18 protein-coding genes are annotated in these 18,243 nt (G+C 41.2%); 12 read left to right on the top strand and 6 right to left on the bottom strand.

What is annotated here, in order from left to right; all coding sequences use genetic code 11:
- Positions 1-158: 158 nt before the first annotated feature.
- From O0550_RS19595 to glpX, 3 genes are all read right to left on the bottom strand, one after another.
- Complete coding sequence (locus O0550_RS19595; RefSeq protein WP_158642195.1) at positions 159-539, bottom strand: hypothetical protein; 381 nt, start codon at positions 537-539, stop codon at positions 159-161.
- 147 nt (positions 540-686) lie between these two features.
- Positions 687-959: a DUF3055 domain-containing protein gene (locus tag O0550_RS19590; protein WP_003334622.1), complete on the bottom strand. Its 273-nt coding sequence runs from the start codon at positions 957-959 to the stop codon at positions 687-689.
- 10 nt (positions 960-969) lie between these two features.
- The gene (glpX, locus tag O0550_RS19585) at positions 970-1,947 is read right to left on the bottom strand and encodes a class II fructose-bisphosphatase (protein ID WP_121472933.1); all 978 of its coding nucleotides are present in this window, start codon (positions 1,945-1,947) and stop codon (positions 970-972) included.
- Between the two features lie 353 nt (positions 1,948-2,300).
- Here glpX and O0550_RS19580 point away from each other — a divergent pair, with 353 nt between their 5' ends.
- The 3 genes from O0550_RS19580 (at position 2,301) to O0550_RS19570 (ending at position 4,378) form a co-directional block, all read left to right on the top strand.
- Positions 2,301-2,732: a DUF86 domain-containing protein gene (locus tag O0550_RS19580; RefSeq protein WP_003334626.1), complete on the top strand. Its 432-nt coding sequence runs from the start codon at positions 2,301-2,303 to the stop codon at positions 2,730-2,732.
- Positions 2,733-2,848: 116 nt separating this feature from the next.
- The gene (locus O0550_RS19575; RefSeq protein ID WP_003340871.1) at positions 2,849-3,481 is read left to right on the top strand and encodes a helix-turn-helix transcriptional regulator; all 633 of its coding nucleotides are present in this window, start codon (positions 2,849-2,851) and stop codon (positions 3,479-3,481) included.
- A gap of 117 nt (positions 3,482-3,598) precedes the next feature.
- Positions 3,599-4,378, top strand: coding sequence for a TIGR01457 family HAD-type hydrolase (locus tag O0550_RS19570; RefSeq protein ID WP_003340869.1), 780 nt, complete (start codon positions 3,599-3,601; stop codon positions 4,376-4,378).
- On the opposite strand, the gene O0550_RS19565 is transcribed toward O0550_RS19570, so the two are convergent.
- The gene (locus O0550_RS19565) at positions 4,350-4,898 is read right to left on the bottom strand and encodes a phosphatidylglycerophosphatase A family protein (RefSeq protein ID WP_022585695.1); all 549 of its coding nucleotides are present in this window, start codon (positions 4,896-4,898) and stop codon (positions 4,350-4,352) included. The genes O0550_RS19570 and O0550_RS19565 overlap by 29 nt on opposite strands.
- 124 nt (positions 4,899-5,022) lie before the next feature.
- Here O0550_RS19565 and O0550_RS19560 point away from each other — a divergent pair, with 124 nt between their 5' ends.
- The 3 genes from O0550_RS19560 to O0550_RS19550 are packed head-to-tail and all read left to right on the top strand — an operon-like array spanning position 5,023 to position 8,016.
- Positions 5,023-6,147 carry a protein kinase family protein gene (locus O0550_RS19560; protein ID WP_003340864.1) on the top strand — a complete coding sequence of 375 codons (1,125 nt, stop codon included), beginning with the start codon at positions 5,023-5,025 and terminating at the stop codon, positions 6,145-6,147.
- Positions 6,065-7,027: a 2-hydroxyacid dehydrogenase gene (locus O0550_RS19555; protein ID WP_035318434.1), complete on the top strand. Its 963-nt coding sequence runs from the start codon at positions 6,065-6,067 to the stop codon at positions 7,025-7,027. Before O0550_RS19560 ends, O0550_RS19555 begins: the two co-directional genes overlap by 83 nt.
- Positions 7,024-8,016, top strand: a complete 993-nt coding sequence (locus tag O0550_RS19550; protein ID WP_035318432.1) for an alpha/beta hydrolase — start codon at positions 7,024-7,026, stop codon at positions 8,014-8,016. Before O0550_RS19555 ends, O0550_RS19550 begins: the two co-directional genes overlap by 4 nt.
- A 91-nt stretch (positions 8,017-8,107) precedes the next feature.
- Here O0550_RS19550 and O0550_RS19545 read toward each other — a convergent pair whose 3' ends face one another.
- Positions 8,108-8,329 carry a NifU family protein gene (locus O0550_RS19545; RefSeq protein WP_003334633.1) on the bottom strand — a complete coding sequence of 74 codons (222 nt, stop codon included), beginning with the start codon at positions 8,327-8,329 and terminating at the stop codon, positions 8,108-8,110.
- Positions 8,330-8,589: 260 nt separating this feature from the next.
- On the opposite strand from O0550_RS19545, the gene cysK reads away from it, so the two are divergent.
- The 6 genes from cysK to O0550_RS19515 all read left to right on the top strand — a co-directional run bounded on the left by cysK (position 8,590) and on the right by O0550_RS19515 (position 16,806).
- The gene (gene cysK / locus O0550_RS19540) at positions 8,590-9,513 is read left to right on the top strand and encodes a cysteine synthase A (RefSeq protein ID WP_003340857.1); all 924 of its coding nucleotides are present in this window, start codon (positions 8,590-8,592) and stop codon (positions 9,511-9,513) included.
- Position 9,514: 1 nt separating this feature from the next.
- Positions 9,515-10,648 carry a bifunctional cystathionine gamma-lyase/homocysteine desulfhydrase gene (locus O0550_RS19535; protein ID WP_035318430.1) on the top strand — a complete coding sequence of 378 codons (1,134 nt, stop codon included), beginning with the start codon at positions 9,515-9,517 and terminating at the stop codon, positions 10,646-10,648.
- Positions 10,649-10,949: 301 nt separating this feature from the next.
- On the top strand, positions 10,950-11,273 hold the full coding sequence (locus O0550_RS19530) for a YuzD family protein (RefSeq protein ID WP_258427100.1): 324 nt from the start codon (positions 10,950-10,952) through the stop codon (positions 11,271-11,273).
- A 98-nt stretch (positions 11,274-11,371) separates the two neighbouring features.
- A complete protein-coding gene (locus tag O0550_RS19525; protein ID WP_003334637.1) occupies positions 11,372-12,013 on the top strand; it encodes a hypothetical protein in 642 nt (213 codons plus the stop codon).
- A 182-nt stretch (positions 12,014-12,195) separates the two neighbouring features.
- The gene (locus O0550_RS19520; protein WP_258427099.1) at positions 12,196-13,293 is read left to right on the top strand and encodes a YheC/YheD family endospore coat-associated protein; all 1,098 of its coding nucleotides are present in this window, start codon (positions 12,196-12,198) and stop codon (positions 13,291-13,293) included.
- Positions 13,294-13,785: 492 nt separating this feature from the next.
- On the top strand, positions 13,786-16,806 hold the full coding sequence (locus tag O0550_RS19515) for a sensor domain-containing protein (RefSeq protein WP_258427098.1): 3,021 nt from the start codon (positions 13,786-13,788) through the stop codon (positions 16,804-16,806).
- Between the two features lie 205 nt (positions 16,807-17,011).
- Here the strand turns inward: O0550_RS19515 and O0550_RS19510 are convergent, their stop codons facing one another.
- Positions 17,012-18,079 carry an NAD(P)/FAD-dependent oxidoreductase gene (locus O0550_RS19510; protein WP_022585703.1) on the bottom strand — a complete coding sequence of 356 codons (1,068 nt, stop codon included), beginning with the start codon at positions 18,077-18,079 and terminating at the stop codon, positions 17,012-17,014.
- Positions 18,080-18,243 lie beyond the last annotated feature (164 nt).

Here is an 18,243-nt window from a genome sequence, read left to right as displayed (position 1 = left end):
TCTCTTACTATAACTCAATTCGCATTCAAACAAAACTAAACAACCAGTCACCGGTTGAATTCCGACGACTGGCTGCTTAAACTTGTAAGGTGTTTTGATCCCTGTCCTACAAACGGGGGTCAGTCCCAAGGATTCTCAGCAGGTGTTTTTTTGGTTAGTTATACGGACTCATATCCAAATCCTTCTTCCCCATACACTGGTCCATCGACACTACTGTAGGTAAACGGTGAATAAAGGGGTTGGTAAAAGGACGGATAAAAGGGTGGATATGGGCTGAAATAATGCGGGTGGTGGTGATGTCTATGATGATGATGTGAACTAGCGTGATGCCAATCGTGTCTTTGTACAGGAACGTATTGATAAGGAGAATACTCAGGAATCATATAGGGTGTGTTGGCTGGGGAATAATAATGAGGATAACTACCTGCATAGTTGCAAGTATTTCCTACATTGTACTCTGAATGTTGAATCTGATCTCTGGGCTCAGGCTGTTGGGGACAATGACCTTGGATTGGTTGGCTTTCGAATTGACTTTCCATAATCAACGATACACTCCTCACATTTTCTATTTTCTATTTATGGGAGCAGTATACGAGGAAAATAGGCATTTGGCGTATGTCCATATGTAAAATGGGCACTAAAGGCAAAGAAAAAAGCCCTCTGGCATTGCAGAGGACTCAGTGTTATTACCCAATGACTCGAACTAAAAACTCTTTTAATTCTTCCGCTTCTGCCTCAGTGATTTGATAGGCATACTCTAGGTATCCTTCTTCTTCTAAATCATCTGGGCCGATAATCGCACTACGACCGTTCTGAATATTGACAACCAGCTTTTTGCCATAAAAACGACTTGTTTTGATAATTGCCAGATCAAAACGTGTGGAATCGCCCATAAAACTCACAAATCGAGTAGTTGTTTCTTCCGTTTCATCATACAGATAGAAAGGCTCGTGGGACATTTATATTACCCTACTTCCATACTAAGTTTGGTTTATGATCTAGACTGTGTCTAGCCTCTACGAAACGAATCGTTCTCGTTTTTGCTCTCATGACTAGGGAATGAGTCTTAGCTATATTATTGCTTAGAAACTTAACCCCTTGCAATAGTTCACCGTCTGAAACTCCAGTTGCGGCAAAAATGGCATCATCACCAGAAACCAAATCATTAATTGTCAAGAGCTGCTCAGGGTCATCGAGTCCCATTTGGCGGCAGCGTTCGCGTTCTTCATCGTTTTGTGGCTTTAATCGTGCCTGCATATCTCCGCCTAAGCATTTGATAGCAGCAGCACTAATGACGCCCTCAGGAGCTCCGCCAATGCCTACAAACAAATCAATTCCCGATTCTTCTGGCATAGAAGCAGCAATAGCGGCACCTACGTCACCATCTCCAAATAGCTTGACACGAGCCCCAGCTTTTAGAATCGCGTTAATGATATCCTGATGGCGCTCCCGTTCCTGAACAATCACAGTGACGTCTTCTATGCGTTTTTGATTTGCTTTTGCAACTGTTTCTATCATTTTTTCGATTGGATCATCTAGATTGATTAAACCGGCTGCGGCAGGCCCTACTACTAATTTTTGCATGTACATATCTGGTGCATGCAGCATAGTGCCACGATCTCCAATTGCAAGAACTGCCATGGCGTTATTATGGCCCTTCGCAAGAATGGTTGTTCCTTCCAAAGGATCTACGGCAACGTCAACCTCTGGAGAATCCTCTGATTGATTACCTAGTTTTTCTCCAATATACAGCATCGGTGCTTCATCAAGCTCTCCTTCACCGATGACAACCGTACCGCGAATGGAAATTGTGTCAAATACGGCGCGCATTGCTGATGTCGCAGCGTCGTCAGCTTCATTTTTTTTGCCACGCCCCATCCAGCGTGCAGAAGAGAGCGCTGCTGCCTCTGTAACACGAACAACCTCTAACGCTAATTCTCTTTCCATCTGATCCTCCTGTAACAATCGTTGTTATCGTTTTCTCTAAAACGTGCTTTATCGACTTCATTTTATCATATCATCTGAAAAACAACAGGTGTTCTCCTAATGAAAAGCGAAAGAAATGTTTGGATAGGGAAGATAATGTACGGAAATCACCTCTGAGCTGTTAGATAAGTTATTTCATTCAGTATTTTTGTTATAATGGGACAAGGAAATGAGGTGAGTTTGTTGACGGAAGACCTTGGGATGAGCTTACTTGTATTGCTGATGGTTGTATTCACGTTTTTTGGAACTGTACTTTGGGCAAGGCTTGCTTCTAAAAAACGCAAAAAATAGATGATTAAGCGGGGGAAGACAACATGTACGATGTAAATACAGCAAAAGTCGAGCAGGTTCTTACTTATATGGAACGCATGCTAACGCTTTTATCTCAAAATATTACTTATTCTGATGAAGAACTGGCTTGTGACCAAATCAAACAATTAGCAATCGAACGCGCTTTGCATATATGTATAGAAGGAATTGCTGATGTAGGAAACGCTCTTATAGATGGATTTATCATGCGTGACCCTGGTAGCTATACCGATATTGTAGAAATCCTTCGTGACGAAACTGTTCTGACAGACGAGCAGGCTACAGTTCTACATCGTGTTATGGAATTTCGCAAACCACTTGTTACCTATTCAGAGATTTCTGTCTTGGATATGAGTGCATTAGTTAGAGAAGCTCTACCAATATTAACAACATTTGCACCCTCTGTTCGGACATACATTCAAAAGGAATTATTTTAGGAATAAACAAGGCAAATAGGCTAGTAACAAAAGTGGATTTTTTAAACAAAAACCTTTCATTAGTTTACTAATGTTATTCCTTCCTGTAGAATAGGAGAGAAAGGACGGTGATTGTTATGTCAAAGGAACAGACTTCCACACGTGATCAAATTCTGCATATGTTAAAAGTTAAAGGTTCCCTTTCAGTTAGCGATATTGCATTGGATTTGGGCATCACGGAGATGGCAGTACGTCGCCATTTGAACACGTTGGAGCGTGACAATCTGATCAAGTCCTCGCTGGTACGTCAAGCGATGGGTCGTCCGACTAATGTATACTCCTTATCACAGCAAGCGGATGAATTATTTCCGCGTAACTATCATGATCTTACGCTAGACTTCCTTCAAGATTTAGTTGATATAGACGGAGCGGACAAGGTAGCAACCTTGTTTCGTAGACGAGAAGATCGACTCGAAGAAACGTATCGTCCCTATATTCAAGGCGAATTGGAAGAAAAGGTAGCTGCATTAGCGGATATACAAAATCAGAAGGGCTACATGGTGGAATGGGGTAGAGACGAGGAGACAGGGGACTATTTTATTAAAGAGTTTAACTGTCCAATCTCTCAGGTAGCTCGCCAGTTTAATCAGGCATGTAGTTGTGAATTGTCATTATTTAAACGCGTATTAGGTACAGAGGTAGAACAGGCCTCCTGTATGGCCAAAGGTGGAGACAAATGCCTGTACAAAATTAAACAAAAGGCTGAATAAAGAGCTAACAAACCACTCATCTGCGGGTGGTTTTTTGTTTTGTACAAGAGGATGTCATTTGTCAGGCTCAAATCAAGCAAGTACAATAGAGTAAGGCTAGGTGAAGGGAGAGACTACATGAAAACATATAAAGGATATCTGCTTGATTTAGATGGTACCATCTATCATGGGAACCGTGTTATACCTGAAGCTGTCACTTTTATAACATATCTTCAGGAAACAAATACTCCCTATCTATATGTTACAAACAATTCATCAACCACTCCTGAAAAGGTGGCAGAACGTCTAAGCAACATGGGCTTACCTACCACGCCCGATCAGGTTTATACAACTAGCATGGCTACAGCAAAATATTTAACAGAACAAAAAGAACGGCCCAAAACGTATTTTGCTTTAGGGGAAGAGGGGCTACAGACAGCCATGGAGGAGGCAGGATTTTCATTTACAGAAGAAAATCCCTCCTATGTCATCATCGGTATTGATCGAGACATTACCTATGAAAAATTAACAACAGCTATGCGTGCCATTCGAAATGGAGCCACCTTTATTGCTACCAATGCAGATCCTGCTCTACCAACAGAACACGGTCTCATGCCTGGAAATGGAGCATTAGTAGCTGCTGTAGCGACTGCATCAGCCGAGCGTCCTACTATTATTGGAAAACCAGAATCCATTATTATTACGTACGCATTAGAAAAGCTGGGAACCAAACCAGAGGAGACCATCATTGTGGGAGATAACCTACACACAGATATTCAAGCGGGCATCAATAGCGGCATTGACACCCTGCTTGTGCTCTCAGGATATTCCACGCTGGAGGATGCAGATAAACATGATGAACCACCTACGTATGTAGAACAAAGTCTACTTACTTGGATGGATAAGATACGCTCTTAGCTTTAAGCTCTTCTTCTTCCTGACGCCGCCGCCGGTGGGCCAATCGGCTGGATGCTGCAGCTGCAATTGCGCCTACCAGGTCGTCTAAAAAGGTATGTACACCGTACTTTTTATCGTTTAATTTTTCTAGCACACCGTATTTTAGCTTGTCGGCATACCCATAATTGGTAAATCCAATACTTCCGTAAATATTGACAATTGCGAGCGCCAGAACCTCGTCTACTCCAAAGAGAGATTCATCAGTCGCAAGCATCTCTTGCAAAGGGGATAGTAGCTTATTCTGTTCAGATAGTATGTCTAACTGAATGCCTGTTAAGAGTGCATTTTGTACCTCACGCTTTTGTAGGACGGCATTTACGCTTTCTATACATTGTTCCATTTGTAGATTGGGAATATATTTTTCTTGAAGAAACATTACGATTTCACCAATATCTTCAAGGCGTACCCCTCGCTCATGCAAAAGTTCAATTGCTTTAGAGTAAACTTGTTCACTCCAAATATGCTGCTGTTGATTCAACAAATAATCGCCTCTTTCTAGCCTAGATACAGATAGCATTTGTCTTTTTTAGGTAGGCTATGCACTCACCTATGCCCATGAAATGTCATAAGCTATTTCAACAGATTCAGGGCAGGAGGTCTAGATAATGGAAGAACTATTGGGCAGGTTTTGTGAGGAGTACTCTTTTGTAGATGTAGAGTGGAAAGAGGAGAATGGACGCAAGCTGCTGTATACGGATCGAGGATTACACTACATCCACACTTGTCCCACATCGTACCGGGCAAAGGGCTTTTTAGTTGAGAAGGCAATGGATGTGATCCATAAAAATTGTGATCTAAAAGTCTTACCCATTTGTAAAGCTAATGATGATAATTATCATATGAAAGATGGAGAAGTTCTGTACTATCTGCAAGAGGGCATGAGGGAGACAACGTGGGAGCGTCATTATTTTAATCTGGGTAGGTCACTGGCGGAGTTTCACCAAGCGACTCGCACGCTTTCATGGGATAAGCTCTATTTACCATACCGCTCCATAGGTACATGGCCAGAGATGTGGGAAAAGAAATGTAAAACCTATGAAAGTTTACTCGATAGTTTGGAAAGATCGAAAGCATTCAACCCCTTTGAGGTTTATTTATTTACAATGTTTACGTATATACAAGTATCTTCATCCACCGCTATTGATTATTTAAAAGGTAGTGGTTATAAACGATTAACCAATGCGATAAGTAAGCAAGGAAAGATAGCTTTTCAGAATTTTCAAGATGGTCATATTTTGTTTCATGAAAGTGGAAAAAGATACATCGCGGGACAATATAGCTGGGTACTGGATATGCGTACGCGTGATATTGGGCAAGGTATTAAATGGATTGTTCGCAAAAATGGATGGCAAGAAGATAAAGTAATAGAATTTTTAGTGGGTTATCAATGTATAGCACAGCTCTACCCTGAGGAATATTGCTTTATTTTTGCAATGCTGCTGTATCCCTCTCGCTTTTTAAAAACAGTGGAGATTTATAGCCTCATGGGCGATGAGGAGCGCGCATTAGTGGGAGAGGATTGGCAAACCCCGCTTGATGAAGAGCTTGCTACCATGGAACAAGTGCTTGGGCAATATCCAGAAGCAATTCGTCAGTACTTCGGCGTTGAAATTCCCGAGATACATTGGCTATGGAGGTTACCTGAAGATGACAACAAAACCATTTGTATATGTGACACGGAAAGTAGCGGAGGAAGCTATGAATCTTTTAGCGACTATAGCGACTGTTGAGGTATGGGATCAGGAATACCCTGTCCCCCGTGATATTTTATTAGAAAAAGCGAAACGCTCGGACGGCTTATATGTTATGCTGTCCGACCGGATCGATCGTGAAATCATTGATGCTGCCCCTCATTTAAAAGTAATTTCTACCCTTGCTGTTGGATATGACAATATTGATTTAGAAGCTTGCAAAGAGAAAGGTATTGTTGTAACGAATACACCAGATGTGCTAACGGATGCTACGGCTGATCTGACTTTTGGATTGTTAATGGCGGCGGGGAGACGTTTTATAGAAGCAAACAGAGTGCTGATGAATGGAGAATGGAAAACATGGAGTCCTTATTTCATGGCGGGCCAGCGCATTCATGGTGCAACGATTGGAATCATAGGGATGGGGCGGATTGGTGAAGCTGTTGCCAAAAGAGCAACTGGCTTTGATATGCGTATCTTATACCATAATCGGAGCCGCAGAGTAGAGGCAGAACAGACCTATGGGGCTACATATTGCTCATTACCTGATTTATTGTGTGAATCTGATTATGTCGTGCTATTAACACCATTAACGGAGGCAACGAAAGGTCTAATGGGTGCAGAGGAATTTGCAATGATGAAGTCTACGGCAGTCTTTATTAATGCCTCGCGTGGAGCTACGGTAGATGAAGAGGCTCTATACCAAGCTTTGAAACAGGGAACGATTTGGGCGGCTGGTTTAGATGTTTTCGGGCAGGAGCCGATCCCAACAAATCATCCCCTCCTATCCCTTCCAAATGTAGTCGCTCTTCCACATATCGGTAGTGCTACTTATGAAACGCGAGATCGTATGGCGATGCTTGTCTCTGAAAATCTAGTGGCTGTACTTTCGAAAGGCGAGGCGATTACTCCTGTATGAACCCAACCTTTTTGATGTCTTTGGTCTGTTTCGTCTTCCTAGTGATAGTGTTGCTAGTGGTAATTAGCATGTATGTTGGCCATAAATTACTGCATCCAAGACGTAAGCCGATTAATGTTCATCCTGAGGATTACGGTTTACCTGCATATGACTGTATTACATTTCCAAGTCGTGATCAGTTGCAGATCAAGGGCTGGTATTTTTCTGCTGCGAAGCACCGAGAAGCACTTTTGAATCAAATAGATAAAGGAACAGCAGAGGCTAAACAGGAAAACAATTCTGTACAACCACTTAGAAATGCTACGATTATTGTTGCCCATGGCTATAGCCAAAATCGCTTAGAACAGCATTTACCGGCATTAACGCTTGCTAAATCCTTTGTAGAAGCTGGGTATGATACACTCCTTTTTGATTTTCGAAATGCTGGGGAATCAGAAGGGAATTTAACTACAATTGGATTAGAGGAGCAGAAGGATTTGTTAGGAGCAATTGATTTTGCTACAAACTACGCTCCAGATCATTCTATTGGTTTGATTGGTTTTTCTATGGGGGCGGCTACTGCTCTGCTGGTTGCAGGGGAAGATGAACGTGTGAATGCGGTGGTTGCAGATTGTCCCTTTGCTTTGCTATCTGATTATCTTTCTAACAATTTGCCAGTGTGGACAAGACTCCCTTCCTTTCCGTTTACATCGATTATCCTAACTGTCATACCGATCTTGGTGGGGGCAAGCCCAAAGCAGGTGAAGCCTATAGAGGCAGTCAAACGATACGGCTCTAGACCGTTGCTTCTTATTCATGGCAGAGAGGATAAGACGATTCCTTATAAGGAAAGCGAAAAATTATATGAAGCAGCCATGCACCCCGAAGCAGAATTATGGCTAGTTCCAGAAGCCGATCATGTGCGGTGTTATACAAGAGATAGAGCATTATATTCTCGTCGAGTAATTCAGTTTTTTGATCGCTTTGTGGGGAAAAGTCCGAATAAGTAAAATCGGACTTTTCCTATATGCTGCATCGGTTTTTACACAAAAAAAGCATTCAAGGCATAGGCACATGAATGCTTTCAATCGTATAATAATCTTAAAATACTTGTTGAACTTCTACAACACCAGGTACTTCTTCAACTAATGCGCGTTCAATACCGGCTTTTAGGGTGATGGTAGAAGAAGGGCAGCTACCGCAAGCACCCATCAAACGTAGTTTAACGATGCCATCTTCAACGTCAACAAGCTCAACGTCACCGCCATCGCGTTGAAGGTACGGACGAAGCTTTTCTAGTACTTCTTGTACTTGTTCTTTCATGGATAATCACTCCTTTTCAACTCCATTCTATTATAATCCCCCTACTTACGAAAATCCATGAGTTTCTATACTTATTATCATTCCTTTATCAAAAATAGGGGAGAAATGCACAAGTGTTGCTGGTTCATGAGAAAGTCCTTCCTGAGCGGACAATATTAAGATAAATGCAAAAAGTTTGTTGAAAGCATGGTATACTAATGGCGTTCCTACTTGTACTTATATATTCCTGCATATAAACATTGGATCGGAGGAAGATCTACGTGAAGGTTTATCGCAACATAAAGGAATTAATCGGAAATACACCTATTGTTGAACTGACGCAATTTGCTTTACCAGAAGGAGTTCGTCTGTTTGCTAAATTGGAGTCCTATAATCCAGGGGGTAGTGTAAAAGATCGTCTCGGAGTAGAATTAATACGAGATGCAGAAGAACGTGGTCTTTTGCAGCCTGGCGGGACTATTATTGAACCAACAGCAGGGAACACAGGGGTTGGTGTAGCGCTGGCCGCAGTTAATACCTCTTATCGTGTAATTTTTTGTGTACCTGAAAAATTTTCAATGGAAAAGCAAGAGCTTATGCGCGCCTTGGGGGCGGAAGTGATAAATACACCAACGGAATTAGGAATCAAGGGAGCAATAGCTAAGGCAAAGGAATTAGCTGAGTCCATTCCAGGAGCATTTGTGCCGCAGCAATTTGCCAACCCAGCAAACCCAGAGGCTCACTATAAAACAACAGGTCCTGAGATTTGGGATCAAATGGATGGCCAAGTGCATACCTTTGTGGCTGGTGCAGGATCTGGTGGTACCTTTATGGGAGTGGCACGTTATTTAAAAGAACAGCGTGCATCGATCAGAACTGTTATAGTTGAACCAGAGGGATCTATCTTAAACGGTGGAGAATCTGGTCCACATAAAACAGAGGGAATTGGGATGGAGTTTATCCCAGATTTTATGGATACTTCTTATTTTGATGCCATATATACCGTTTTGGACGAGGAAGCTTTCTCTCTTGTAAAAGAATTAGCGCGTAAAGAAGGTATTTTGGCTGGTAGCTCAGCGGGTGCAGCTTTACATGCGGCTTTGCAGGAAGCAGAAAAATCTGTTCCAGGAACGAATATTGTTGTACTATTTGCAGATAGTAGTGAGCGATATTTATCGAAACAAATCTATCAGGGGGGTCTATGACATGAGAATGAAAACTCGATTAATTCACGGTGGTATTGAGGGAGATATTCATACAGGAGCAGTATCTACACCGATTTATCAGGTGAGTACCTATAAACAAGAAGGAATTGGCGTTCATAAAGGCTATGAATATTCTCGTACAGGTAATCCGACACGCCACGCACTAGAAACCTACATGGCTGATATAGAAGGTGGAGCACGCGGATTAGCGTTTGGTTCGGGAATGGCAGCTCTATCCACTATTCTATCCCTATGCAGTCAAGGGGATCATCTTGTTGTAGGAGATGATGTTTACGGCGGTACTTATCGCGTAATTACTCGCGTTTTCTCAAAATTGGGCTTGGAGGCTACCTACGTCGATACGACTGACCTCGCTGCTGTCGAAAAGGCATTACGTCCTAATACTCGAATGATTATTATGGAAACACCTACCAATCCTTTGTTAAACGTAACAGACGTAAGAGCGGTAGCCGCTATTGCAAAATCTAAAGGAGTTTTACTTGTAGTAGACAATACCTTTATGACTCCTTATTGGCAGAACCCATTGGATTTGGGTGCCGATATTGTCTTCCATAGCGCAACAAAATACTTAGGTGGGCATAGTGATGTAGTAGCTGGTATTGTTGTTACGAAGGAAGCTGAGCTTGGTGAACAATTGCACTTCCAGCAAAATGCCATTGGGGCGATTTTAGGTCCTCAGGATTCATGGTTGTTGCTACGTGGAGCTAAGACTCTGGGACTCCGCATGGAGGAGCATGAGAAGAACGCAAATCAATTAGCGAAGTGGCTCCAAGAACAAGCTTCGATCAGCCGTGTGCTTTATCCAGGCCTTGCATCTCACCCAGGCCATGAGCAAATGAAAAAACAAGCACGAGGCTTTGGCGGCATGATTTCTTTTGATGTAGGCAGCGATAAACGTGCAGAAGAAGTTTTATCTAAATTAAAGTACTTCACTCTTGCTGAATCCTTAGGAGCAGTTGAAAGCTTAATCGGATTACCTGCTCGTATGACACATGCCTCGATTCCTGCCGAACGACGTGCAGAGCTAGGGATAACAGATGGATTGCTTCGTATCTCTGTAGGTATTGAGGATGTAGAAGATTTAATGGAAGATCTGGAACAAGCTTTATCGTAAAAAAATATAGTTGTTAGTGATAAAATCAAGAAGCCAACCCAAACAGCGAAAAATGTTGGGTTGGCTTTTTTCGCATATACAGCACGCTTACTTTGGCTAGATGCATGGTATCGTATTTGTTCGAGTAAACTCTAAGAGATGCTGCAAAAATATAAGTATGTAAATAATACACTCTGTCGTACATGCTTGTATTAACCTTGAAATGTTATTTTTTGAGAAAGATTTGAATGTTCAATCGACATAGACGGCTGTAAACCAAAAACAATATAATGAAGACAAACAGGGAAGCGGAGGGGTTCAAATGAACGTAGAAATCCTGGTATATGGAACGGAGCAATTATGCGCAAGCTGTGTGAATCTATCTTCAGCTAAAGAAACAGCAGTATGGCTAAAAGCGGCTGCTGGAAGAAAGTTTGTACAGGATCAATTTGTCGTACGCTACTGTGATTTCTTACATCCAACGACAGAAGTGGATAAATTATGGGCAAAAAGAATTGAAGAGGAAGATTTGTGGTATCCACTTGTCGTAATTTCCGGGGAAATTGTCGGAGAAGGAAATCCAAAGCTAAAGCAGGTGTATGAAGCTTTAGAAAAAGCAGGCGTTCAACCGATCGAAAGCGTTTAGGAAATGGAAAAAATAAGGTGTAACCTTTTTGTAAAGACTTCCTCACAGGGAAAACGTTATGATGAAGATGCAATCATAACAGAAAGAGAAGATGATGAATGAAAAACCATAAATGGATAGGGCTTTTAACCCTTGGCCTTTTGCTTGTCACTGGATGTAGTGATCGGGCGTTAACCAATCCCGCGTTGCTATCGAATGCTAGTGCAGAGAATACAACTTTAGAGATGTCGAACCAAATGCCAAATGAACCTGCAAAGCCAGAGCAGCCTGATAAACCGCAATCCATAAGCAATCCCTCACCTATTGTGAAACAAGAAGGAATCGAAAAACAATGGGAAAAAGATATAATGCCAATTGATCCTAGTAAAGTAATTGGAATGACAATACAGCAATTATTTGCAGAAAAAGGTGAAGGGAAAAAGGATTATGGTTATAATGCGGATGGAAAATTCCTATCGGCTATTGAATACAAGGAAACGTGGTTTCAATGGAAAGAGCCAGCGAGAGCTCAATATATTATCAATAATAACAAAGTAATGCAAATTACCTTAACCTATGAGAAAAGTACAAAGGTGCATGATCTAATTAAACAGATATCAAGTCTCCTTGGCGAGGGAGAACAACGTAAAGAAATAGGCGCTCCTTCCTCGTACTCTGCTCATTGGAAAACAGAAACGGCAACATTTGACCTACAGTATTTTGACACTTATACGGAGATTTACATCTTTCCCACCCGGTAAAGAATTGATCAATGAATGAGCAACAGAAAACCTACCTTACCCGTCTACTTTTGGGAACAAGGTAGGTTTTTTTCTATTCACGGAGCTTTTGTTAGTAGACAAAATCGTGTTATGTTTCAATTCACTTCAGTGTCGGCCTATTCATAATCTGGAGATAGCAAGGATAAAAAAGGTGGATGAGAATGGCTAATAAAAAACTGATTGGAATTTTAACAAGCAGAGAAGGAACGACGTTTAAGGAACCCAAATACTTTCGGAATTTGATCCATCAGGGGAAAAAGCTAGGCGCATCAGTATTTCTATTTTCCCATCGTGATGTATTGGTCAAAAAACAACGAGTCAGGGGATATGTACCGGATAAACATGGTGGCTGGAGAAGTAAGTGGTTTAGATGGCCAGATGCAGTCATAGATCGTTGCCGGACTAGGCAACCCGGATACTTATCCTTTCGCCGTAAGCAGCATTTTTTATATGCAAATAGCATTTTCTCTAACAAATGGAATATAACAAAATATCTATGGACAGATAAAGCCATGAGAAAATGGATGCCGCAAACCGAAATGTATTCAAAAGAGGCCTTACAGGAATATGTAGAGAATTTTGCGATTGTTTATGTGAAACCCGGTAACGGTACAGGTGGCCGCAGTGTTCTTAAAATTTCTAAAGGAAACGGTGGTTTTTTACTAGTTGGCAGGAATCGGAATTTGCAACGTAAAGCATGGCAGGTAACATCTAGAGATGCTTTGGTCGAGCGGGTCAATCTATGGGTGGATCAGGAACGAATTCGTAACGGTCATTTTATGGTTCAACAAGGTCTAGATTTAGAATTACTGCCCAACAGGCCAAGTGATACGCGCTTATTAATTCAGAAAAATCAGCAGGGACAGTGGAGTGTTACGGGTTTAGGGGTAAGGGTTGGACTGTTGAACAGTGCTACCTCTAATCTGCATAACGGTGGTAAGGCCACTGACTTTACCAGCTTCATGAACAACAGATTTGGTGAAGATAAAGGTAAAAAAATCTTACAGGAATGTCATGAATTAGCTTATTACACAGTCCAGAAATTAGAGGAAAAGTATGGTCGAATGTTGGAATTTGGTTTGGATATCGGGATAGATACGGCAGGGCAAATTTGGCTAATAGAGGTGAATCCAAAACCGGGCCGCGATATCTTTTTAGGAATGGGAAAAGCTAAGCTGTATAAAAAGGCAGTTCGTAATCCCTTAGCCTATGCCATGTGGCTTGCTGACAAGGAAAAAATTCTGAGAAATGATAAGTAAAAAATTACGTTACCGGAAGCAAAACGAACGAAGAAGCCAGAATGCAAAATGAACGGGATAACTAACTGCTCAAGAGTCATTTAGCTACAGGGGTCTACTTATTGTGAGAACAGTAGGTGGCATCTGTAGCTTTGTTTACGTTGTAAAGATGACAGAGATAACAAAAATCTTGCCTTTGCTAGATAAGTGGGCATAAGGGTAAAATATTTCGAAAAAGAACATTATAATGAAATATATGCATAATAAAGAATATATCATTTACTTATAAATATATAGGAAGAAAAACCCGTTTTTTTGGGACACAAGGCAGGAATTAATATGAAAAAAGTCGAATATCAAAGTGCTATTGATGCGATCTTTACTAGCCTTCAGCATGTATAAAGCAAGTCTACTCTAGATCAAACAGATAGTTTGAATGGTAATGAGGAGTATTTGAGTGGATAGAATAACATCCACATTCATAGGAAAAGGTGTAAGGGTAGGAGGTAGCTCATGTCTGACAGAGATTATGATTCCCCGCAACAATTGAGGAACTACGAGCGTCTTCACACCATTGGAGAGCAGGAGAGTCAAATTGCTAATTTACAAAGAAGTATAGCTCAAATGGAAAATAAGCTACTGGAACTAACACAGCAGCATAGAAGAATCTTTGAAACACTACAAACTCAAATTTTTGCAGGTAAACGACAAGAGGATGGCTCTTTTGTTCTCACCTTTTCGGAAGGTAAGGTTGCAGAGGATTTAGGAGTTACAACAAAGGATGTAGAGGGGAAAACTGTTATCGAAATTTTTCGTCCTGATATAGCCCCCTTTGTTCAGCAAAAATTTGAAGAAGCATTCTCTGGATGCTGTGTGTGGTTTGAATTTGAGCAGAATGAACGCTTTTATATTACGCAAATCTCCCCCCTTTTGGAAGGCGATAAAGTAACCGAGATTGTCGGTACAGTGTTAGATATTACGCAGTTAAAGCGTGTGGAGCAGAAAAAGAAACTGTATGCACAAAAATGTAAAACTAGTTTATCGATTCTGCCTCACGTCCTGTTTTCCTTTGAAAAACGAGAAGATAACCAAATTACCGTTACATTATTTGAGGGAGCACTTACTAAGCGTTTTGGAGTGGGCATAAAAGAGGGGTCCCTTGAAGATGTAATGCTACCGAACATGGTAAAAATAATAAAAAGTCATGTAGAGCGTGCCTTTTTGCAAGAAACAGTAGATTTTCAAATTTCACTTGATAACAGGCTGTATTATGGACATCTAAAACCCGTAATCATTCAGAATTGTGATACAAATAATCGAAAAATAACAGAAATTGTTGGTTTTTTAACCGATGTGACTGAGCAAAAGCAAGTTGAAGAAATGCTACACGTAGTGACTCAAGGGATTACAAATAAGATGGGGGAAGAGTTTTTTCACTATCTAAGTCGCTCATTGATAGATGTTTTGGAAGTGGATTACGCATTTATTGCAGCATTACATAAGGGTAAACCAGGTCGTGCAGTTACGATATCCATAAGTGATAAGCAAGCTTATTTAGAGAACATCGAGTACGATATTGCTCATTCTCCTACTGAAGAGGTGATTAAATCTGGGGAAATCTGTGTGGTAGAAGGTGTACAGCAGATATATCCGCTCGATCAATCGCTTCGTTTCTTTAAAGCGGAAGCCCTAATGGGACAGCTTTTATATGATTCTAATGGCAGTCCAATGGGGATTCTTGCTGTTATGAGCCGCAAGCCAATCACCAATCCAGGATTAATTGATTCCATGTTACATGTATTTACGTCCAGAGCCACTGCTGAGCTAGAACGCAAATTGGCAGAAGAGCAGCTCATTAAAAATAATGCTATTTTGCGAGCGACACACGAATCGATGATGGACGGTATGCTGATTGTTAATGAATGGGATCAAATTGTACATTACAATCGAAAATGTAGGGAAATGTGGAAGATACCTGAACATGTGGAGCAACAAAATAATGCCAATCATTGGCTCATGTACATGTTGTCGCAAATTAAGAATAATCATCAGGCAACAGCCCTTTTTGATCTTGCTCAAGTGAACAGGCTACAACCTGACACAGTGGAGATAAGCTTTTATGATGGACGAGTATACGAGGTCTACTCAGGACCGATTGATTCATCTCAACAGCATGATTACGGGAGAATTTGGATATTCAAGGATTTAACAGATCGGAAAAAACACGAAGAGATGATGAGCCAAAAGCTTTTTTACGACTCGCTGACAGGGTTGCCAAATCGGGTATTGTTTGATGATCGTCTACTCCTAGCTATTTCTCAGGCAAAGCGCACGGAGAGTATGCTAGCTGTGGTCATTTTAGATTTGGATTGCTTTAAGGTATTTAATGATACATTGGGGCATGCGGCAGGAGATCGTCTACTGCAATTAGTCGCCGCACGTTTGGCTGATCATATGCGTGAGGGGGATACCCTTTGCCGCTTGGTAGGAGACGAGTTCCAATTCATTTTCCCGGAAATATCTAGCCTTCAGGATGTCGCTCAACTCTCACAAGAGCTACTAGATAAGATTGCGCTTCCTTTTGAGATGGAGGGTCAAAGTTTAACAATGACTTGCAGCATTGGCATTAGCTTGTACCCAAATGACGGAACCACACAGCTAGAATTAGTGAAAAATGCCAAGGCGGCTTTATACCGATCAAAAGAAAAGGGCGGAAATATTTATCAATTATATACGCCTGCTATGATGCAAAGTGCTTTTCAGAAGCTGACTCTCATGCAGGATTTACGTTATGCAATCGATCGTAATGAGCTTTTTTTACAATACCAGCCCCGTTTTGATTTAAGCTCAGGAGAGTTAATTGGGATGGAGGCATTAGTACGATGGCAGCATCCTAAGCTAGGATTGATCTCACCAGGTGATTTTATTCCATTAGCCGAAGAGATGGGATTCATCGTCACGTTGGATGAATATGTTCTCAAAGCAGCATGTATTCAGAATAAAAAATGGCAGCAAGCTGGATTAAAGCCAGTACGCGTAGCTGTTAATATTTCTCCTGTTGAGTTTCAACAGCGTAACCTCGTTGCAACCATTGCCAAAGTTTTGCAAGAAACCAATCTTGCTCCGGAATATTTAGAGGTGGAGATTACAGAGGGTGTCACTATGCATAAGGTAGAGACGGCTATTACTACCTTGCATGAGCTCAAGGAATTAGGTATTCATTTATCTATTGATGATTTTGGGACGGGGTATTCCTCCCTTAGCTATCTGAAGAAATTTCCCGTGGATACTCTTAAAATAGATCGTTCCTTTATTCGTGACATTACAGTTGATCCTGATGATGCAGAGATTGTTTCCTATATCATTGCATTAGCTAGGAGTTTAAAGCTGAATGTAATTGCGGAAGGAGTAGAGACAGAAGAACAGAAGAGCTTCTTAACGGAAAAGCAATGCTATGAGATGCAGGGGTTTTATTTTAGTCCTCCGCTTCATACAAATGAATTTGCTAATTTATTGGAGAATGTAAGCAAATAACAAGGCATCATAATAGACAAAAAACCCGGTATATAATCCGGGTTTTCTTTTTTCACTTCCTCAAGATGCAATTTGCCGATTTAATATAATGTAATAGTATAAATATTTTGATATTATAATATGGAGTTATAGCTGAGCAGAGAAACAAACAACCGCTCCTTTAAAAAGTCAGAACGGTCGTTGTATCAAAATTCATTCAATTAAGTTAACCTAAATGGTTTTTATACATCCAAAGGACACCGCTTTTCATTACACGCGGCATTTGACCTACAAGCGACATTTTGCCCATTACGCCAAAACCTTCTTTTTTGCCAAGAGAGCCTAGTGTCCCTTTAAGCTTAATAGCAGGCATTACGCTAGGATAACCCTCGCCCTTCATCTCACTTTTTAATACCATGGCGATTTGTTCTCCTTGCATCTCGGCAAGCTGGGCGCTTGGGGCATAAGGTAAGCTGGCACTGTCACCCACGACGTACACATTGGTATAATCAGGTATCTGGTGATAAGGATTGAGGATTGCTCGTCCGCTATTATCATGCTCAATAGGCAGATTACGTACAATGCGATTGGCTTGAATACCTGCTGTCCAGACGATGACATTGCTTTCTATAGGTTGATTGTTGTTATAAACCACACCATCCTCAACACAGGTTACATTAGCCATATTAATAAGTTCAACGTCATTTTTAATAAACCATTCAGAAGCATAATCCTGCAATTTTTTCGGAAAAGGGCTTAAAATGCTTGGCCCACGATCCAATAAACGAATGGTCAGATCTGGACGGCTCTCGCGTAATTCAGCAGCTATTTCTACACCGCTCAAACCACCGCCGACAACAGTAACTGAACCATAGGGGTTAATATTATTGATCGCTGCATAAGCGCGACGAGTAGAGCCCAATGTTTGAATAGAGTGTGTGTATAGATCGGCTCCCGGAATATTATGATAACGATCCTCACAGCCCAATCCAAGAATGAGCCAATCGTATTCTAATTCTTCTTCATTTTCAAAATGGATCAAGCGCTCAGTTAGGTTGATGTCAATAACTTCTCCGTGTTTAATCTGTAAGCGTGGGTCGCTTGGAAAGGGCACTCGCACTTTACTTTCTGGTTCTGTTCCGGCTGCTAACGCGTAGTATTCGGTTTTTAAACCGTGAAAAGGCATACGATCTACTAGCGTCACCGAAACATCTGCCGGCAAGTCTGGGGTAAGTATGTGTTCGATGATGCGTAGGCCCCCATAGCCACCACCTAAGATAACTAGTCGTCTCATAGGAAGTCTTATCCTTTCTATGCCATATTTAAAACGGTTCCATTTTAAACAATGGAAGTGCAACAGAAACTTTTAAACGCATAAGGAAAATGATATAATTTGAAGTCGTCCCCAATCATTATAACTCTACCGTCTGTTTAGGTCGAGTTCCAATATTCACATAA

The organism is Brevibacillus halotolerans (genome assembly GCF_026891775.1).
Lineage (GTDB): Bacteria > Bacillota > Bacilli > Brevibacillales > Brevibacillaceae > Brevibacillus_B > Brevibacillus_B halotolerans.
This window is presented reverse-complemented; position numbering and strand designations above follow the sequence as displayed.

Excerpts from the sequence above, each read along its gene's own strand:
- O0550_RS19580 (WP_003334626.1), top strand. The coding sequence starts at position 2,301 with ATGTACGATGTAAATACAGCAAAAGTCGAGCAGGTTCTTACTTATATG.
- O0550_RS19550 (WP_035318432.1), top strand. The coding sequence starts at position 7,024 with ATGAACCCAACCTTTTTGATGTCTTTGGTCTGTTTCGTCTTCCTAGTG.
- O0550_RS19535 (WP_035318430.1), top strand. The coding sequence starts at position 9,515 with ATGAGAATGAAAACTCGATTAATTCACGGTGGTATTGAGGGAGATATT.
- O0550_RS19525 (WP_003334637.1), top strand. The coding sequence starts at position 11,372 with ATGAAAAACCATAAATGGATAGGGCTTTTAACCCTTGGCCTTTTGCTT.
- O0550_RS19570 (WP_003340869.1), top strand. The coding sequence starts at position 3,599 with ATGAAAACATATAAAGGATATCTGCTTGATTTAGATGGTACCATCTAT.
- O0550_RS19530 (WP_258427100.1), top strand. The coding sequence starts at position 10,950 with ATGAACGTAGAAATCCTGGTATATGGAACGGAGCAATTATGCGCAAGC.
- O0550_RS19560 (WP_003340864.1), top strand. The coding sequence starts at position 5,023 with ATGGAAGAACTATTGGGCAGGTTTTGTGAGGAGTACTCTTTTGTAGAT.
- glpX (WP_121472933.1), bottom strand. The coding sequence starts at position 1,947 with ATGGAAAGAGAATTAGCGTTAGAGGTTGTTCGTGTTACAGAGGCAGCA.
- O0550_RS19555 (WP_035318434.1), top strand. The coding sequence starts at position 6,065 with ATGACAACAAAACCATTTGTATATGTGACACGGAAAGTAGCGGAGGAA.
- O0550_RS19520 (WP_258427099.1), top strand. The coding sequence starts at position 12,196 with ATGGCTAATAAAAAACTGATTGGAATTTTAACAAGCAGAGAAGGAACG.
- O0550_RS19510 (WP_022585703.1), bottom strand. The coding sequence starts at position 18,079 with ATGAGACGACTAGTTATCTTAGGTGGTGGCTATGGGGGCCTACGCATC.
- O0550_RS19515 (WP_258427098.1), top strand. The coding sequence starts at position 13,786 with ATGTCTGACAGAGATTATGATTCCCCGCAACAATTGAGGAACTACGAG.
- O0550_RS19575 (WP_003340871.1), top strand. The coding sequence starts at position 2,849 with ATGTCAAAGGAACAGACTTCCACACGTGATCAAATTCTGCATATGTTA.
- O0550_RS19595 (WP_158642195.1), bottom strand. The coding sequence starts at position 539 with ATGGAAAGTCAATTCGAAAGCCAACCAATCCAAGGTCATTGTCCCCAA.
- O0550_RS19590 (WP_003334622.1), bottom strand. The coding sequence starts at position 959 with ATGTCCCACGAGCCTTTCTATCTGTATGATGAAACGGAAGAAACAACT.
- O0550_RS19545 (WP_003334633.1), bottom strand. The coding sequence starts at position 8,329 with ATGAAAGAACAAGTACAAGAAGTACTAGAAAAGCTTCGTCCGTACCTT.